The organism is Hydrogenophaga taeniospiralis, assembly GCF_020510445.1.
Lineage (GTDB): Bacteria > Pseudomonadota > Gammaproteobacteria > Burkholderiales > Burkholderiaceae_C > Hydrogenophaga.
The window spans coordinates 3,483,171-3,500,416 of sequence record NZ_JAHBAG010000001.1 but is presented as its reverse complement, the minus strand read 5'-3'; the positions used below and the strand labels follow the sequence as shown (position 1 = coordinate 3,500,416).

Sequence of the window (17,246 nt, the reverse complement as noted above, 5' to 3'; positions counted from 1 at the left end):
TTCAATCGAGATTTCGGTTCGACAGGGGCAGTGCCTTTTGCAGCGCCACCTTGTCAGCGCGGCGTTGAGCCGCATGGGTTCGTATGTGTTTGCCGGCAGCGCTGGACAGGCTGCGGCGGGCCAGAGCAGCGGCCACCGGGTTGCGCGGCGAGCCGGAGGCTTCCAGCTTGAGCACGAGGGGCTGCTTCATGCGACGCAGCTTCTTGATGTCGCCTTGCGCAAAGGCGCGCGACGGTTTTTGGGCACTCATGTGCACTCCAGAAACAAAAAACCCCGGCGAATGCCAGGGCTCTTGGAGTGCGCTTGTTCGCGCCAGGGCCGTGGCTGGAATGTGTGCACACAGTCCAGCCGGGGCGGTGGACTGTGGTCAGGCGGGGGAATCGAACAAGGCAGACATGGCGGTGACCTCCAGAGAGTCGGTGGAGATGGCGGACCGGAATCGGTGCGGGCCATCTGGCGAAGCTGCGAATTGTGTCGACACCGGCGCGCCTTGGCAACGCTGAAGGCCCAAAACAGCCCCGATGTGTCGCAAGAAACGCACAAGCTGCGGGCGTGCAGCGCCCATCCACTGCCGATAATCGCCACCTATGTCTTCTTCCGATACGGCGCCTCTGCCGGCGCGTACGTTGCCCGCCATTCACTTTCCCGAGTCCTTGCCCGTATCGGCCCGTCGGCACGAGATCGAGGCGGCCATGCGTGAGCACCAGGTGGTCATCGTCTGCGGCGAAACTGGTTCCGGCAAGACCACGCAGTTGCCCAAGATCGCGCTGCAGATGGGGCGCGGCAAGCTCAATGCGAAACCGGGCCAGCGCCCGCAGCTGATCGGCCACACCCAGCCGCGCCGCATCGCGGCCTCCAGCGTGGCCAAGCGCATCGCCGAGGAGCTGAAGACCCCCCTGGGCGAGGTGGTGGGTTTCAAGGTGCGGTTCCAGGACCGGCTCTCGAAAGACGCCTCGGTCAAGCTCATGACCGACGGCATCCTGCTGGCCGAGACGCAGACCGACCCGGACCTGCGCGCCTACGACACCATCATCATCGACGAGGCGCACGAGCGGTCGCTCAATATCGACTTCCTGCTCGGCTACCTGCGCCAACTGCTGCCGCGCCGGCCCGACCTGAAGGTGGTGGTGACCTCGGCCACCATCGACGCGCAACGGTTTGCCGATTACTTCGCCTCAAAAAAGGGCCCGGCCCCGGTGCTCATGGTCTCGGGCCGCACCTTCCCGGTGGAGGTGCGCTGGCGCCCGTTCGAGGAAAGCCGCGACTACGACCTGAACAACGCCATCACCGACGCGGTGGACGAGCTCTGGCGCGGCCCGCAGGGGGGCGACATTCTCGTTTTCCTGCCCGGCGAGCGCGAGATCCGCGAAGCGGCCGACCACCTGCGCAAGCACCTCAGCCACCAGCCGGTGCTGCGCAACGCCGAGGTGCTGCCGCTGTTCGCACGGCTCTCGCAGGTCGAGCAGGACCGCATCTTCCAGGACCACAGCGGTCGGCGCATCGTGCTCTCGACCAACGTGGCCGAAACTTCGCTCACCGTGCCAGGCATCCGCTACGTGATCGACGCCGGCACGGCGCGCGTCAAGCGCTACAGCTTCCGCCAGAAGGTCGAGCAGCTGATGGTCGAGCCCATCAGCCGGGCGGCAGCCAACCAGCGCGCGGGCCGCTGCGGCCGCGTGGCCGACGGCATCTGCATCCGGCTGTACGACGAAGCCGGCTTCAACGGCCGGCCGGCCTTCACCGACCCCGAGATCCTGCGCAGCTCGCTCGCGGGTGTGATCCTGCGCATGAAGGCCCTCCGACTGGGCGCGGTGGAAGACTTCGCCTTCATCGAGGCACCGCAAAAGCGCGCCATCGTGGACGGCTACCAACTGCTGTCCGAACTGGGTGCGGTGGACGAAGCCAACGAGCTCACGCCCATCGGCCAGACGCTCTCGCGCCTGCCGCTGGACCCGCGCGTGGGCCGCATGATCCTGGAGGCGCAGCAGCGCGGCGCGCTCGACGAGGTGATGGTGATCGCTTCGGCCCTGAGTGTGCAGGACGTGCGCGACCGGCCCATGGACAAGCAGGCCCAGGCCGACCAGGCGCATGCCAAGTTCGACGATGAGAAGAGCGAGTTCAGCGGCACGCTCAAGCTCTGGAAGTGGCTGGACGATACCAAGGGCGGTCACGGCAAGGACCACAAGCTCAGCCACCGCCAGTACGAAAACCTGCTGCGCGAAAACTTCATCAACGTGCGCCGCGTGCGCGAATGGCGCGACATCCACACCCAGCTGCACACGGTGGTGGTCGAACACAAGTGGCAGCTCAACACCCAGCCCGCTTCCTACGAGCAGCTGCACCTGGCCATGCTCTCGGGCCTGCTGGGCAACATCGGCCAGAAGAACGAGGCCGAAGACTGGTACCTGGGCGCGCGCGGCATCAAGTTCTACCGGCACCCGGGCGCCAACCTGAGCAAGAAGCCCGGGCGCTGGATCGTCTGTGCCGAGCTGGTGGAGACCACGCGCCTGTTCGGCCGCGGCATCGCTGCGATCGAACCGACCTGGCTGGAACAGGTGGGAGGCCATCTGATCAAGAAGCAGTTGCTCGACCCGCACTGGGAGAAAAAGGCGGCGCGCGTCTCGGCGCTGGAGCGTGCCACGCTCTACGGCCTGGTGGTCTATCACAACCGCCGCACCGACTATGGCCGGGTGGACCCGGCGGGCGCGCGCGAGATCTTCATCCGCGAGGCGCTGGTGGCGGGTGAGTGGGAGACGCGCCTGCCGTTCCTGGCCGCGAACCAGAAGCTGGTGAAGCAGGTGGCGGAGCTGGAGCACAAGTCGCGCCGGCAGGACGTGCTGGTGGACGACGAGCTGATCTACGCCTTCTACGACCAGCAACTGCCCGCCGACGTGTGCAACGGCGCGGGCTTCGAGCGCTGGTACCAGAGCGCGGTCAAGCTCAACCCCAAGCTCTTGCTGCTCACGCGCGAGGAATTGATGCGCCACGAGGCGGCCGGCATCACCACGCAGGCGTTTCCGAAAACGCTGCGTCTGGGCGGCGTGGACTGCGCCTGCACCTACCTGCACGAGCCCGGCGACCCGCGCGATGGTTTGAGTGTCACGGTGCCGATCTTTGCGCTCAACCAGGTCAGCGAAGACCGCTGCGACTGGCTGGTGCCCGGCATGCTGAAAGACAAGCTGCTGGCGTTGCTCAAGACCCTGCACCAACGCCCGCGTTCGCGCCTGGTGCCGCTGCCGGCCACCGCCGAGCGCTTCGCCGCCACGCTCACCGAGCCCGCGGTCTTCGGCGCTGGCAACCTGATGGACGCGCTGCTGAAACTGGTGCGCGAGGCGACGCAACTCGACATCGTGCGCAACGACATCAAGGTGGACATGCTGAGCGCCCACCACTTCATGCACCTGCGCGTGGTGGACGAACACGGCCGCCAGCTCGGCCAGGGCCGCAGCCTCGCCGCGCTGAAGGCCGAACTGGGCGGCCAGGCGCGTGGTGCCTTCCAGGCGCTGGCGTCCTTGAAGCTGGAGAGTCTTCGACCGGCACCGCCAGAGCTCAAAGCGACTCCAGCGCCCGCCAGTGCGGGCGGTGGGCGCCGCGTCACGGCAGATGCGCCCGCAACCCCTGCTGCCAGCGCCACCCAGCGCCACACCAGCTGGGACTTCGGCGAACTGCCCGAGCTGATGGAAATCCGCAAAGGCGGGCAGACGCTGATCGGTTTCCCAGCGCTGATGGACCTGAGCGACGCGGTCGGCATCGAAGTGTTCGACGAGCCCGAGGTCGCGATGGCGCGCCACCGCGAGGGCCTGCGCCGCCTGTTCGCGCTGCAGATCAAAGACGCGCTGAAGTACCTGGAGAAGAACCTGCCCGGCTTGATGACCATGGCCACGGCCTACATGCAGGTCGGCAAGACCGACAGCGGGTCGGGCGGCGGCACGCTGGAAGAGCTGCGCAGCCAGATCATCGAACTCGCGCTGGACCGCGCCTTCCTGGCCGACCCGCTGCCCACCGACGAGCCCGCGTTCAAGAAACGGGTGGACGAGGGCCGGGGCCGCTTGACGCTGATTTCCTCCGAAATCGCCCGCAACGCCGGCCTGATCCTCACCGAATACGCTGCCGCCGCGCGCAAGCTCAAAGACAGCCGCCCGCCCGCCGACGTGGCGACCGACATCGGCCAGCAGCTGCAGCGCCTGGTGCCCAAACGCTTCTTGCTGACCACGCCTTATGCGCAGCTGCAGCACTTTCCGCGTTACCTCAAGGCCGTGCAGCTTCGGCTGGACAAGCTGCGTGCCGACCCGGCGCGCGATGCCGCCAAGTTCGCCGAGCTGCGCCCACAGGACCAGCGCTTCTGGCGCATGGTGGCCGAGCGCAAGGGCGTGCAGGACGCCCGCCTGCAGGAGCTGCGCTGGCTGCTCGAAGAGCTGCGCGTGAGCTTCTTCGCGCAGGAGTTGCGCACGCCACAACCGGTGAGCGTGAAGCGGCTGGACAAAGCCTGGGCGCAGCTGAACACCTGAGCCGACGCGCCCGGAGCGGGCGCCATGGCACCCCGGGGCCTGAAATCCTGGCCCATGCCGCGCCAGGGGCATGGTTGACAGTGCGCTCCCGAATGCGCTTCACTGCAGGGTGTTCCGGCCCCGGGCGGGGCTGGTCGTTTCATGGAGGACTGTTCATGGATCGACGCAAGTTCGTGGAAGGCTGTGCACTGGGCACAGGCGCACTCGCCACCACCCTGACCGGCGGCGCCTGGGCACTGGATGCCCGACCCCGGACCCACGGTCGCGTGCTGCTGGTGGATGAGTTCGGCGATCCGCTCAAGGCCGCCAGCCTCCAGGCCCAGACCAACTATGTGTTTCACTACCCGTTCGAGGCCACACCGGTGTTCCTGCTCGATCTGGGCAAGCCCGCCATGCCCACGGTGCTGCGCACCCGTGACCAGCAGGCCTACCAGTGGCCCGGCGGTGTCGGCCCGGCGCGCAGCCTGGTGGCGTTTTCCGCCATCTGCGCCCACCAGTTGGTGTACCCGACCCGAGAGCTGAGTTTCATCAGCTTTCGCAAGGGCGCCGCACTGAACCCGCAGACACCGAGCAAGGGCAACGACCTGATCCACTGCTGTGCCGACCACAGCCAGTACGACCCGGTGCACGGCGCCCGGGTGATGAGGGGCCCGGCCGAACAACCCCTGTGCGCGGTGCTGCTGGAGCACGATGCCCGGCTCGATACCCTGACCGCCACCGGCACCCTGGGCGGGGAGCTGTTTGACCAGTTCTTCAAGAAGTACGAGATGAAGCTGAGCCTGGAGGTCGGCCCGAAGGCGCGTCAGCCGGTGACGGGGCGCAGCGCGGTGCGCGAGCTGGACCGCTTCTGCAAGAACGCCGTGCGCTGCTGAGCGACACGGCGTTGCATCGGGGCGCGGATTTCAAGCCGCGTTCAAAGCCGTGCCAGCCGCTTGAGTGCTTCGCGCAGCGTGTCGTCTTTCTTCGCGAAACAGAATCGGATCACTTTCTGATCGAATCCGTTGCCGTAGAAGGCCGAGAGCGGGATCGCTGCCACACCGATCTCGCGCGTGAGCCACTGGCAGAACTCGGCTTCGGGCAGTTCGCGCTCGGGCACGGCCAGGGCGGAGATGTCCACACACTGGAAATAGGTGCCTTCACCGGGCAGCAGACGCAACCGGGTCGATGCCAGCCCTTCACGGAACAGGTCGCGCTTGCGCTGGTAGAAGGCCGACAGTTCCAGGTAGGGCGCCGGGTCGACCATGTAGGTCGCCAGCGCGTGCTGCATGGGCGTGTTCACCGTGAACACGTTGAACTGGTGCACCTTGCGGAATTCGGCCGTCATCGCCGCGGGCGCCACCACGGTGCCGACCTTCCAGCCGGTGACGTGGTAGGTCTTGCCGAAGCTGCTGACGATGAAGGCACGCGCCGCCAGGCCGGGGAAACGCGCCGCACTCTGGTGCTGCTGGCCGTCGAACACCATGTGCTCGTAGACCTCGTCGCTGATCAGCAGCACATCGGTGGGCGCCAGCAGATCCTGCAGGCGCTGCATGTCGGCCGCGCTCCAGACCATGCCGCTGGGGTTGTGCGGGCTGTTGATCATCAGTGCGCGGGTGCGCGGCGTGATCGCGGCGGCAATGCGGTCGAAGTCGGGCCGGAAGCTGCCCGGCGTGAGCGGCACGCGCACCGCCACGCCGCCCGCGAGCTCGATGTTCGGCACGTAGCTGTCGTAACAGGGTTCGAGCACGATCACCTCGTCGCCCGGGTGCACCACGGCCAGGATGGCGGTCAGGATGGCCTGGGTGGCGCCTGCTGTGACCGTGATCTCGGTGTTCGGGTCACAGGCCAGCCCGTACAGCGCCTGCATCTTGGCGGCCACGGCCTGGCGCAGCGCCGGCACGCCGGGCATGGGCGGGTACTGGTTGTGCCCGGCCCGCATGGCCTGTGTAACGGCATCCACCAGCGCCGGGTCGCAGTCGAAGTCTGGGAAACCCTGACCGAGGTTGACCGCACCCGTCTCGGCCGCCAGCGCCGACATGACGGTGAAGATGGTCGTGCCGACCTTGGGCAGGCGGGTGGTGAGGGCGGGGGTGTGGGGGACTGGGAATGGCATATCAATGTCCGGAGATCAAGGTAGCCCCGGCCAGAACACCGCGGAACTGGCTTGGCCAGGCCGCTGGTGTTGCCCCCTGGGGGGTGACGCGCCCTTAGGCGCGGCGCGGGGGGAATCACAACTCATAGTCGTCCGGCGTGCCGCTCATGGCTCGCAGGATCAGGTCGCGCGAGAGCCGGTCGCTCAGCAGTTCGGCGAAGCGCAGCACGAAATGGCGCAGGTAGGTGCCGCGCTTGAAGGCCACGCGCGCCAGGTTGTGGCCAAACAGCTGGGCGGCAGGGCGCGCCACCAGATCGGGCGTGGCGTTCTCGCCCTGCATGGCCATCTCAGCCACGATGCCCACGCCCATGCCGAGCTTCACATAGGTCTTGATCACGTCGGAGTCGATCGCTTCCAGCACGATGTTGGGCTGCAGGTGGCGCAGCGCAAAGGCCTGGTCGATGCGGGTCCGTCCGGTGTAGCTCGGGTGGTAGGTGATCAGCGGCAGCAGCGCCAGGTCTTCGAGCGTGATGCGCTCGCGCTCCAGCAGGGGGTGGTCGAACGGGAACACCAGCACATGCTGCCATTCGTAGCAGGGCAGGGTGACGAGCTCGGGGTAGTTCAACAGCGACTCGGTGGCCATGCCGATCTCGGCCACTTCTTCCATCAGCATCCGGGCCACCTGGTCGGGCGACCCCTGGTGCAGGCTGATCGCCACCTTTGGGTAGGCCTGGCGCAGCGCCGCCACCGGCCCGGGCAGCACGTAGCGCGCCTGGGTGTGGGTGGTGGCGATGGAGAGCGTGCCGCTGTCCTGCGCCGAATACTGCTCGCCGATGCGCTTGAGGTTGTTGACCTCGCGCAGGATGATCTCAATGCTTTTGAGCACCTGCACACCGGGTTCGGTCACGCGTTTGATGCGTTTGCCGTGGCGCGCAAAGATCTCGATGCCGAGTTCGTCCTCCAGCTCGATGATGGCCTTGGAGACGCCGGGTTGCGAGGTGTGCAGGGCCTTAGCGGCTTCGGTCAGGTTCAGGTTGCGGCGCACCGCTTCCTGCACGAAACGGAACTGGTGCAGGTTCATGCGGGGGTCTCCAGGGCAATCTGGGCCAGCAGCGCCGTGAGCCGAGGGTCTTCGCCCGCGGTGGGCAGCAGCTCGAACCGCACCTGCGGGTGTGCCTGGGCGAGCTCTTGCATGAGCACCGGCAGGTCTTCGCGTGCGTGTTTGCCCATGCCGAAAAACAGGGGCAGCACACGCACATGGCGGGCACCAGCGGCCGCCAGGCGGTCGGCCGCCTGGTGCAGATCGGGTTCGCACAGCTCCAGGTAGGCGCAACTGACGGCCACCGCCGGAGCGGTCTGGGCGATCCGGGCCGCCACCGCTTCCACCGGATCGCGCCAGAGCGGGTCGCGCGAGCCGTGGGCAAACACAATCACGCCACGCGCCGTCATCGTCTGAGCACCAGCCAGCCGAACGCGCCCAGCGACATCACCGAGTAGATCAACGCAGGCGATGCCGCGGCCAGCCATGGGCGCCACTGGTTGAGGTTGCCGATGTAGCCAAACACGTTGTTGAGCAGGAAGAAACTGATGCCGATCATCACCCCGAGAAACACATAGCCGGTGATGCCGCCGGCGCGGAAATGCAGGTAGGCGAAGGGCAGGGCCAGCACCACCATGACCAGGCAACTCAGCGGGTAGAACACCTTGCGCCAGAACTCGATTTCGTAGCGCTGGGCGGACTGGCCGTTGGCCTCCAGGTGCTGGATGTAGGCGAAGAGATCCGCGGTGCGCATGCGTTCGGGTCTGAGCAGCGCCGTCGACACCATCTCGGCGCTGATGCTACTGGGCCAGCGCAGGGTTTTCAGCGTGCTGTGGTTGATGCGGGCCGATTTCAGTCCCGCGGTATCGAACTCGCGGCGCTGGACTTTGTGGAGCGTCCAGGAATCGTCTTTCTCGATTCGGCCACTTTGCGCCTGCAGCGTGGACACCAGATACCCCTGGTTGTCGAACTCGAAAATGCGGATGCCGGACAGCACCCCCTGCGCCGACATGGAGCCGACATTGACCGAGAAGTTGCTGTAGGTCTGGCGCTCCTTGAGCCAGGCGCCGGTCTGACCAATGCTGATGCGGCCCTGATAGCGGGCCTTGAGCAACTGGGCGGTCCGGTCGGACAGGGGTGCCACATAGTCTCCAACCGCGAGGGTCAGTATGACGAACACCAGGCCGAGGCCGAGCAGGGTTCTCAGGGCCCGCCAGGGCCCGAGGCCGCTGGTGCGCAGGATGGTGTATTCGGAGCTGTGGGCCAGCCGGGCCAGCACGGCCACCGAGCCGATCAACACCGAGATGGGCAGCAGCTCGTAGAGCCGGCTGGGCATCAGCAGCGCCACATACAGCATCGCGTGCCGCATTTCGTAGATCAGGTTCGGTTCGAGCCGCGAGGGCTTCCCGATGGAGGCCAGTTCATCGACAAAGTCGAAGAAAAAGAACAGCGACAGAAAGGCCAGCAGAACAAAGCCCACGGCCGTGAATATCTCGCCATAGATCAGGCGCTTGATGGTTTTCATAGAGCAGCCTGTGGTTCGGACTGTTGCAGCCGACGGCTGTTGATCCACCCCCTGAAGCTCAGATTGTGGTGCCGCTTGACCAGCCACAGCAGGATCGAGATGAACACCACGCCGTGCAGCATGAACAGCAGGGTGCCCAGGCTGAGCTGACCGGAAGTCACCCAACGCTGGCCGACGTTGAGCAGGTTGAAATACACGACAAAGGCGAACAGGGTGAACATCAGGTTGCCGCCTCGTCCCGCCCGCGGGTTGCTGGTCGTGGCCGCCAGCGCGAGGAACACCAGGTTCAGCGCGGTCAGGCCCACGCCGATGCGCCAGCCGAGCTCACCCAGGTTGGCGGCGTTGCTGTTCTGGATCAGCTCCCAGCTCGGGCGCGACTTGAGCGCCTGGCTGCTGCCCGTCAGGACGGACGAGGCACCGATCTGGGCACCGTACTGTTCAAACTCACTCACCTTGAGCTGTCCATTCTTTTTTGCACTGCTTTCCAGCCGCTGCCCCTTCTTGAGCATCAGGAACTGCCGCTCGCCCTCCCATTCAATGCGGCCGGAGCTCGCCGAAACCACGCTCTCCCTCCCATCGTCTTCGGTGCTGGAGATGAACACGTTTCGACCCTCCGTGCCATCGGCGGTGTCCTTGTCGATGAAGAAAACGCGTCGCCCATTGGAGGACTCCTGGAACTGGCCCGGGGCAATGCGCTCCAGGTCGCCGCGGCGCTCGAAGCGGTCACGCAGGCTGTCGGTCTGCTGGTTGGCCCAGGGCCAGACGAACAGCACCATCAGCATGATCACCAGCAGCACCGGCCAGGAAAAGCGCAGCACCGGCGAGAGGAAGCCGCCGAGCGAACGGCCACTGGAGAACCAGATGATCATTTCGCTGTCGCGGTACATGCGTGACAGGGTTGAAACGATGGCCACGAAGAGTGCCAGCGTCAGGATGGTGGGCATGCGCCCCAGCACCGTGTAGCCCAGCACCAGCATGATCTCTTCGGGGTTGACGCTGCCGCGCGAGGCCAAGCCCAGGGTGCGGATCAGCAGCATGGTCAAGACGATGGTGAACAGAACCACCAGCGTGGCCCCGAAACTGCGTGCCAGCTCTTTGCGAATGGAGGAATGGAATAACATCGAACGCAATCAGGAAACCGCAATTATGGACTTTGAACTCAAATCGTTTTCTCCCGAGCAGGCCGCCCAGCTGGCCGCCGACGCGCTGCTGGTGCTGGTCCCGGACGCCTCAAGTGGGGCCGCATTGCCGGGGCCTCTGACCGACCTGATCGCCGAGGCCACACAACGGGGAGATCTGGAGGCGGGTGTCGGCAAGGTGCTCTCATGCTACCGGGTTCAGGGGGTCAAGGCCCCCCGGCTGGTGCTGGTGCGCGCTGGCGACGGCAAACCCGCCGCGGTGCGCAAGGCGGTGAGCGCAGGCATGGCCGTGCTCAAACAGCCCGGCATCAAGAAGCTGGGTCTCCTGCTTGGTTTGCTGGGCAACGACGCCGACGGCGTGAGCTTGGCCATGCAGGCCTGTGCCGAGGCCAGCTACAGCTACACGACCACCAAACCCTCGGCCAAGGCACGGGCTTTGCAACTCGTCGTCGTGGGCGTGTCGCAGGTGGCGGCGGCCCGATCCGGTTTCGACGAAGGCAAAGCCCTGGTGATCGGGGTGGAATGGGCCAAGGAATGGGCCAACCGGCCGGCCAACCACGCCACACCCAGCATGCTGGCCGACGCCGCGCGAAAACTCGGGCGCAAACCCGGCATCAAGACCGAGGTGCTGGGCCCGAGGCAAGTGGCGGCGCTGGGCATGGGCGCCTTCATGGCGGTCGCCAAGGGCTCGGTGGAGCCGCTGCGTTTCATCACCCTGCATTACAGCGGCGCGGCCAAATCCAGCGCGCCGGTGGTGTTGGTGGGCAAGGGCATCACGTTCGATACGGGTGGCATTTCCATCAAACCGGCCGCCGAAATGGACGAGATGAAATTCGACATGGGTGGCGCAGCCAGTGTGTTGGGCACGTTCGCCGCACTGGCCGAGTTGCGCCCGGCCATCAACGTGGTGGGCCTGATCCCCACCTGTGAAAACATGCCCGATGGTCAGGCGGTGAAGCCCGGCGACGTGGTCACCAGCATGAGCGGGCAGACCATCGAAATCCTCAACACCGACGCCGAGGGACGCCTGATCCTGTGCGACGCGCTCACCTACGCGGCGCGTTTCAAGCCCCGCAGCGTGATCGACATCGCCACACTCACCGGTGCCTGCGTGATCGCACTCGGTGCCGTGCGCTCGGGCCTGTTCTCGGCGCGCGACGACCTGGCCACGGCCCTGCAGCAGGCCGGTGAGGCCTCCCTGGACCCTTGCTGGCGCATGCCGCTGGACGACGAGTATGCCGAGGGGCTGAAGTCCCATTTCGCCGACATGGGCAACGTTGCCGGCCGGGCCGGCGGCGCCATCACGGCGGCCAAATTCCTTCAGAAGTTCACGGCGGATTTGCCATGGGCCCACCTGGACATCGCTGGCACCGCCTGGAAGAGCGGGACAGCCAAAGGGTCGACCGGGCGGCCCGTGCCCTTGTTGCTGCGTTACCTGATGGACGAAGCCAGCAGGCCGATTTCCGCGGCGGCGAAGAAAACCGCCGGCAAGCGCGTGCGCAAGGCCTGATTGGTTCCAGCGCTCGGAAGACCGCGCCATGACCGAAGTGGCTTTTCATTTCAATGCGCCCGACAAGCTGGGTTATGCCTGTAGATTGCTGCGCAAGGCCTATCTCAAGGGGGCCAGCGTGGTCGTACTGACCGACGAAGGTTCCGTGAAGGCGCTGGATGCTGCGCTCTGGACCATGGCGCAGGGCGAATTCATCCCGCACTGCCATCCCGGAGATCCTGCCCATGTGCGCGCGCGCTCGCCCATCCACATCGGTTCCCATGTCCCCGAGGCAGTCAACGCAGGGGTGCTTGTCAATCTGTGCACGGGGATGCCCGCGCATTTCGATCAATTTGCCCGCGTGATCGAAGTGGTGACCCTTGGCGGCGATGATCGCCTCCACGCGCGCGAACGCTGGCGGCAGTACAAGGCGCTGGGTATCGAGCCCCAGCGACACGATCTTCAATTGGCCACCGGTGATTGAGTTGCCCGGATTGGGTATGCGTGGTACTAATGCCGCATTCATTGACCTGATTCGACGTCGGGCAAACCCTCGAACCCAGGCGCTGTTCGATCATCCACTGAAATCCTCTAGGTTTTTAGAGTATCTTTATGGATGTGGAGAAAAAAGTTCCCTCCGCATTTCAACTTTCATTCCTTTCCGAGGATACCTATGCAACTGAACATCAAACTGGCCGTCATCGCTGCGGCCGTCGCCTTGGCCGCTTGCGGCAAAAAAGAAGAGGCTGCAGCACCGGTCGAGGCGCCGGCTGCGGCTCCTGCGGCTGACGCTCAGGTCATCAAGATTGGTCACGTCGGTCCCACCAGTGGCGCTATTGCCCACCTTGGCAAGGACAATGAAAACGGCGCAAAGATGGCAATCGAGGAGCTGAATGCCGCCGGTTTGACCATTGGTGGTGCACCCGCCAAGTTTGAACTGCTGGCTGAAGACGATGCGGCCGATCCCAAGCAGGGCACCGCTGCTGCCACCAAGCTGGTGGACGCCAAAGTGGCTGGCGTGATCGGTCACCTGAACTCGGGCACGACCATCCCCGCTTCGCAGATTTACAACGACGCAGGTATTCCCCAGATTTCGCCCTCGGCAACCAACCCCAAGTACACCCGTCAGGGCTACGCTGGCGTGTTCCGCATGGTGGCTGACGACGTGCACCTGGGCGGCACCCTCGGCAAGTACGCTGTGGAAACGCTCAAGGCCAAGACCGTTGCCGTGATCGACGACCGCACGGCCTACGGCCAAGGTGTGGCCGACGAATTCGAAAAAGGCGTCGCTGCTGCTGGCGGCACCGTCGTGGGCCGCGAGTTCACCAACGACAAAGCCACCGACTTCAACGCCATCCTGACCACCCTGAAGGCCAAGAAGCCTGACGTGGTGTTCTTCGGCGGCATGGACGCCGTGGCCGGCCCGATGCTCAAGCAAATGAAGCAGCTGGGCATCAACGCCAAGTTCATGGGCGGCGACGGCATCTGCTCGAGCGAGCTGCCCAAGCTGGCTGCCGACGGCATGGCCGACGAGCAAGTCTATTGCGCTGAAGCCGGTGGCGTCGAAGGCGAGCAGAAGGCTGGCATGGACAAGTTCCGCGCTGACTTCAAGGCGAAGTTCGGTGCCGACGTGCAGGTGTACGCGCCCTATGTGTATGACGCTGTGAAGGTCATGGCCAATGCCATGGTCACCGCTGGCTCGGCCGATCCGGCCAAGTACCTGCCTGCGCTGAAAGCCACGAACTACAAGGGTGTGACCGGCAACATCGAGTTCGACGAAAAGGGCGACATCAAGAACGGCGCCCTGACGCTGATGACCTACAAGGGTGGCGCACGCACCACCATCGCCGTGATCCGCTGATCCCGGTTGAGAGCGGGGTTCGATCTCGATCGGGTCTCGCTCTCCAAAAGAAAAGCCACCGCTTGCGGTGGCTTTTCTTTTGGGTTTTGGATGGTGCCTCGATGTCGTCGGATTCAGCGCAGGGGGCTGGCGGCTGATGCGTCAGCGCTGGCCAGCGGGACCCGGCGAGCGCCGTTGAAGCGGGTTTGCCAATAGGCCAGGCGCATGTCTTCCACCCGCACCTGTGAGCCGGTGCGCGGCGCGTGGATGAATTTGCCGTCACCCATGTAAATACCCACATGGCTGAAGGCGCGCTTCATGGTGTTGAAAAAGACGAGATCGCCCGGCTTGAGCTCATTTCGATCAATCGCCTGGGTGGCGGCCGCCTGTTCATCGGCGCGGCGTGGCAGCACCTTTCCCACCGACTGTTCGAAGACGGCACGCACGAATCCGCTGCAGTCAAAACCGGTTTCTGCGGAGTTGCCACCGTATTTGTAAGGCACACCCAGAAAGCCCATCGCATTGATGACCAGGCCGGAGGCCTTTTCACTCACCGATTCACGCGCTTGCTGGATTTGCTCGCCCAATCGCGCCATGACGCCTTTTTCGGCCAGCAGGGCATCCATGTCTTCATACGCCCCCTCGGACGGCTGGGCGTGCACCGCGGCGGCACAACTCAGCGCAATGACGGGTATCAGGCGTTTCATCGCACGCAGGGTATCGGTGTTGCAAAGAGAAGTCAAGTGAAGTGCAGCATGCAACGCTTTGATTTTTCTGCATTTTGCCGGGGTCGCCTGCAACGGGGCAGGGTGGTCTGTTCTGCGTTCGAAGCCGCCGGCGCAGCGACCTGCGAAAATCGCCATTTCGTTGTCTGAACCCAAGAAAGATTGCCATGTTGCTGGACGCCGCAGATTCCCAATTGGTGCTGGTGGACTACCAGGCCCGCCTGATGCCTGCCATTTTTGAGGGTGCCGAGGTGCTTGCGAACGCTTCGCGGTTGGCCCAATGGGCGCGGATGCTGCATGTGCCCGTATGGGGCACGGAGCAAAACCCCGAGAAGCTTGGGTCCAACCCGCCGGAGTTGCGTGCGTTGTGTCAGAAGACGCTGCCAAAAATGCACTTTGGCGCCGTGTCTGAGGGGCTGGCTGATTGGCTGAGACCCCCCGTGCGCTCGGGTGGCGGCAACGCGCGCAGCCTGCCCAAGCACCTGCAAAAGCCTGTTGCCGCCCCGGTTCCTGACCGTGCCGCCATCGTGCTGGCGGGTTGTGAGGCCCATGTCTGTCTGCTGCAGACCGCCCTGGAGTTGGTCGAGTTGGAGTTCGATGTCTGGGTCGTGACAGATGCGTGTGGTTCGCGCACCGAACGCAACCGCGACGCCGCCTTTGACCGCCTGGCCGGTGCTGGCGTCGAGCTGGTGACCGCCGAGATGGTGGCTTTCGAGTGGCTACGCACGGCCGAGCACCCGGCATTTCGAGACGTTCAGGCGCTGATCAAGTAGGGGCAGGAGTGCGTTGGCGGGAGGGCTGGGTGGCCGCGCTGGTGGCCCGCATTGGCTGGGATACAACGCATGAGGGGAGGCTTGTGGGTCGGGTCGACAAAATGTCAGGCTTCCGCAAGTCTGAGATTCATAATTATGAATTCAATTTCGGTTGTCTGGCATCTGTCGGGCGGCCGATGTCGGCCATCTCACAACACCACCGCGCAGGAGCCTCCCATGAGCAATCCACTGGGCTACACCGAATTTCACCGCCGCTCCATTGAAGAACGCGATGCGTTCTGGGCCGAGCAAGCCCGGCTGGTGGACTGGCACAAGCCCTTTGAGCAGGTCTGTAACTACGACAACCCGCCGTTTGCCCGGTGGTTCGAGGGTGGTCTGACCAACCTGTGCCACAACGCGGTGGATCGCCACCTGAAGGACCGTGCCGATCAGAACGCGCTGATCTTTGTGTCCACCGAAACCGACACAGAAAAGACCTACAGCTTTCGCGAGCTGCACGCAGAGGTTCAGCGCATGGCGGCCATCCTGCAGGCGCAGGGGGTGAAGAAGGGTGACCGCGTCCTGATCTACATGCCCATGATCCCCCAGGCCGCGTTTGCCATGCTGGCCTGCGCGCGCGTGGGTGCCGTCCACTCGGTGGTGTTTGGTGGCTTTGCCAGCCATTCGCTGGCCAGCCGCATCGAAGATGCTTCGCCGGTGGTCATCGTCAGTGCCGACGCCGGCTCGCGCGGCGGCAAAGTGGTGGAGTACAAGCCGCTGCTCGACGAAGCCATCAGACTCTCGGCCCACAAGCCGGAAAAGGTGGTGATGGTCGACCGCGGTCTGGCTGCGTTTGACGCTGTCGAAGGGCGCGACGTGGACTACGCCGCCGAGCGGGCAAAACACATGGACACGGTGGTGCCTTGCGAATGGGTGGACGCCACGCACCCCAGCTACACGCTCTACACCAGCGGCACCACCGGCAAACCCAAGGGCGTGCAACGCGACACCGGCGGCTACGCCGTGGCGCTGGCAGCGTCGATGAAGCACATCTACATGGGCGAGCCGGGCGAGACCTATTTCTCCACCAGCGACATCGGCTGGGTGGTGGGCCACAGCTACATCATCTACGGCCCGCTGATCGGCGGCATGGCGACCATCATGTACGAGGGTCTGCCGATCCGGCCCGACGCCGGCATCTGGTGGAGCCTGGTGGAGAAGTACAAGGTGTCGGTGATGTTCAGCGCGCCGACGGCGGTTCGTGTGCTCAAGAAATACGACCCGTCCTTCATCAAGAAATACGACATCTCCAGCCTCAAGGCGCTGTTCCTCGCCGGTGAGCCGCTGGACGAGCCCACGGCCCAATGGATTTCGGGCGAACTGGGCAAACCCATCGTGGACAACTACTGGCAGACCGAGACCGGCTGGCCGATTCTGGCCATCTGCAATGGCGTGGAGCCGGCGCCGAGCAAGTTCGGCTCGCCGGGCAAGGCCGTCTATGGCTACGACGTCAAGCTGCTCGACGACCAGACCGGCGAGGAACTCAAAGGCGCCAACCAGAAGGGGGTCGTGGCCGTGGAGGGCCCGCTGCCGCCCGGCTGCATGCAGACCATCTGGGGCGACGACGAGCGCTTCGTCAAGACCTACTGGTCCAGCGTACCGGGCAAGATGGTCTACAGCACCTTTGACTGGGGCATCCGCGACGCCGATGGCTACTACTTCATCCTGGGCCGCACCGACGACGTGATCAACGTGGCCGGCCACCGCCTGGGCACCCGCGAGATCGAAGAGAGCATCTCCAGCCACCCACGCATCGCCGAGGTGGCCGTGGTCGGTGTCGCCGACCAGCTCAAAGGCCAGGTCGCGATGGCGTTCGCTGTGGTGAAAGACGCGTCCCTGCTCACGGACGACGCGGCTCGGCTCAAGCTCGAAGGCGAGGTCATGAAGCTGGTGGATGAGCAGCTCGGTGCCGTGGCACGCCCCGCACGTGTGCGTTTTGTGTCGATCCTGCCCAAGACGCGCAGCGGCAAGCTGTTGCGTCGCGCCATCCAGGCGGTCTGCGAAGGGCGCGATCCAGGGGATCTCACCACCATGGACGATCCGGCAGCGCTGCAGCAAATCAAAGACCTGCTGGCTTGACCGTCGGCCGGGCATTGGC

14 protein-coding genes are annotated in these 17,246 nt (G+C 64.9%); 7 read left to right on the top strand and 7 right to left on the bottom strand.

Annotated elements, in window-relative coordinates:
- Position 1: 1 nt before the first annotated feature.
- Positions 2 to 250, bottom strand: a complete 249-nt coding sequence (locus KIH07_RS16705; RefSeq protein WP_226493042.1) for a hypothetical protein — start codon at positions 248 to 250, stop codon at positions 2 to 4.
- 337 nt (positions 251 to 587) lie between these two features.
- On the opposite strand from KIH07_RS16705, the gene hrpA reads away from it, so the two are divergent.
- Both hrpA and KIH07_RS16695 read left to right on the top strand, forming a co-directional pair.
- The gene (gene hrpA / locus KIH07_RS16700; protein ID WP_226493041.1) at positions 588 to 4,508 is read left to right on the top strand and encodes an ATP-dependent RNA helicase HrpA; all 3,921 of its coding nucleotides are present in this window, start codon (positions 588 to 590) and stop codon (positions 4,506 to 4,508) included.
- Positions 4,509 to 4,663: 155 nt separating this feature from the next.
- Positions 4,664 to 5,380 (top strand): twin-arginine translocation signal domain-containing protein, encoded by a 717-nt coding sequence (locus KIH07_RS16695; protein WP_226493040.1) that lies wholly within the window; start codon positions 4,664 to 4,666, stop codon positions 5,378 to 5,380.
- A gap of 41 nt (positions 5,381 to 5,421) precedes the next feature.
- Here the strand turns inward: KIH07_RS16695 and KIH07_RS16690 are convergent, their stop codons facing one another.
- From KIH07_RS16690 to lptF, 5 genes are all read right to left on the bottom strand, one after another.
- On the bottom strand, positions 5,422 to 6,600 hold the full coding sequence (locus KIH07_RS16690; RefSeq protein WP_226493039.1) for a pyridoxal phosphate-dependent aminotransferase: 1,179 nt from the start codon (positions 6,598 to 6,600) through the stop codon (positions 5,422 to 5,424).
- A 115-nt stretch (positions 6,601 to 6,715) separates the two neighbouring features.
- On the bottom strand, positions 6,716 to 7,660 hold the full coding sequence (locus KIH07_RS16685) for a CysB family HTH-type transcriptional regulator (RefSeq protein WP_226493038.1): 945 nt from the start codon (positions 7,658 to 7,660) through the stop codon (positions 6,716 to 6,718).
- Positions 7,657 to 8,013: a sirohydrochlorin chelatase gene (locus tag KIH07_RS16680; protein ID WP_413465760.1), complete on the bottom strand. Its 357-nt coding sequence runs from the start codon at positions 8,011 to 8,013 to the stop codon at positions 7,657 to 7,659. Before KIH07_RS16680 ends, KIH07_RS16685 begins: the two co-directional genes overlap by 4 nt.
- Positions 8,014 to 8,024: 11 nt before the next feature.
- Entirely contained in the window at positions 8,025 to 9,143 is a 1,119-nt protein-coding gene (gene lptG, locus KIH07_RS16675; RefSeq protein WP_226493036.1) for an LPS export ABC transporter permease LptG, read from the bottom strand.
- A complete protein-coding gene (lptF, locus tag KIH07_RS16670) occupies positions 9,140 to 10,264 on the bottom strand; it encodes an LPS export ABC transporter permease LptF (protein WP_226493035.1) in 1,125 nt (374 codons plus the stop codon). The genes lptG and lptF overlap by 4 nt, the downstream gene beginning before the upstream one ends.
- A gap of 25 nt (positions 10,265 to 10,289) precedes the next feature.
- Between lptF and KIH07_RS16665 the strand changes: the two genes are divergently transcribed.
- The 3 genes from KIH07_RS16665 to KIH07_RS16655 all read left to right on the top strand — a co-directional run bounded on the left by KIH07_RS16665 (position 10,290) and on the right by KIH07_RS16655 (position 13,632).
- Positions 10,290 to 11,792 carry a leucyl aminopeptidase gene (locus KIH07_RS16665; RefSeq protein WP_226493034.1) on the top strand — a complete coding sequence of 501 codons (1,503 nt, stop codon included), beginning with the start codon at positions 10,290 to 10,292 and terminating at the stop codon, positions 11,790 to 11,792.
- Between the two features lie 28 nt (positions 11,793 to 11,820).
- Complete coding sequence (locus KIH07_RS16660; RefSeq protein ID WP_226493033.1) at positions 11,821 to 12,255, top strand: DNA polymerase III subunit chi; 435 nt, start codon at positions 11,821 to 11,823, stop codon at positions 12,253 to 12,255.
- A 189-nt stretch (positions 12,256 to 12,444) separates the two neighbouring features.
- Positions 12,445 to 13,632, top strand: a complete 1,188-nt coding sequence (locus KIH07_RS16655; protein ID WP_226493032.1) for a branched-chain amino acid ABC transporter substrate-binding protein — start codon at positions 12,445 to 12,447, stop codon at positions 13,630 to 13,632.
- 113 nt (positions 13,633 to 13,745) lie between these two features.
- Here the strand turns inward: KIH07_RS16655 and KIH07_RS16650 are convergent, their stop codons facing one another.
- Positions 13,746 to 14,318, bottom strand: a complete 573-nt coding sequence (locus tag KIH07_RS16650) for a C40 family peptidase (RefSeq protein WP_226494736.1) — start codon at positions 14,316 to 14,318, stop codon at positions 13,746 to 13,748.
- A gap of 185 nt (positions 14,319 to 14,503) precedes the next feature.
- Here KIH07_RS16650 and KIH07_RS16645 point away from each other — a divergent pair, with 185 nt between their 5' ends.
- Positions 14,504 to 15,109: an isochorismatase family protein gene (locus tag KIH07_RS16645; RefSeq protein ID WP_226493031.1), complete on the top strand. Its 606-nt coding sequence runs from the start codon at positions 14,504 to 14,506 to the stop codon at positions 15,107 to 15,109.
- A 216-nt stretch (positions 15,110 to 15,325) separates the two neighbouring features.
- Complete coding sequence (locus KIH07_RS16640; protein WP_226493030.1) at positions 15,326 to 17,227, top strand: propionate--CoA ligase; 1,902 nt, start codon at positions 15,326 to 15,328, stop codon at positions 17,225 to 17,227.
- Positions 17,228 to 17,246: the final 19 nt, after the last annotated feature.

Bases quoted from the DNA above. Each gene is read 5' to 3' on its own strand.
- KIH07_RS16705 (WP_226493042.1), bottom strand. From the start codon at position 250: ATGAGTGCCCAAAAACCGTCGCGCGCCTTTGCGCAAGGCGACATCAAG.
- hrpA (WP_226493041.1), top strand. From the start codon at position 588: ATGTCTTCTTCCGATACGGCGCCTCTGCCGGCGCGTACGTTGCCCGCC.
- KIH07_RS16695 (WP_226493040.1), top strand. From the start codon at position 4,664: ATGGATCGACGCAAGTTCGTGGAAGGCTGTGCACTGGGCACAGGCGCA.
- KIH07_RS16690 (WP_226493039.1), bottom strand. From the start codon at position 6,600: ATGCCATTCCCAGTCCCCCACACCCCCGCCCTCACCACCCGCCTGCCC.
- KIH07_RS16685 (WP_226493038.1), bottom strand. From the start codon at position 7,660: ATGAACCTGCACCAGTTCCGTTTCGTGCAGGAAGCGGTGCGCCGCAAC.
- lptG (WP_226493036.1), bottom strand. From the start codon at position 9,143: ATGAAAACCATCAAGCGCCTGATCTATGGCGAGATATTCACGGCCGTG.
- lptF (WP_226493035.1), bottom strand. From the start codon at position 10,264: ATGTTATTCCATTCCTCCATTCGCAAAGAGCTGGCACGCAGTTTCGGG.
- KIH07_RS16665 (WP_226493034.1), top strand. From the start codon at position 10,290: ATGGACTTTGAACTCAAATCGTTTTCTCCCGAGCAGGCCGCCCAGCTG.
- KIH07_RS16660 (WP_226493033.1), top strand. From the start codon at position 11,821: ATGACCGAAGTGGCTTTTCATTTCAATGCGCCCGACAAGCTGGGTTAT.
- KIH07_RS16655 (WP_226493032.1), top strand. From the start codon at position 12,445: ATGCAACTGAACATCAAACTGGCCGTCATCGCTGCGGCCGTCGCCTTG.
- KIH07_RS16650 (WP_226494736.1), bottom strand. From the start codon at position 14,318: ATGAAACGCCTGATACCCGTCATTGCGCTGAGTTGTGCCGCCGCGGTG.
- KIH07_RS16645 (WP_226493031.1), top strand. From the start codon at position 14,504: ATGTTGCTGGACGCCGCAGATTCCCAATTGGTGCTGGTGGACTACCAG.
- KIH07_RS16640 (WP_226493030.1), top strand. From the start codon at position 15,326: ATGAGCAATCCACTGGGCTACACCGAATTTCACCGCCGCTCCATTGAA.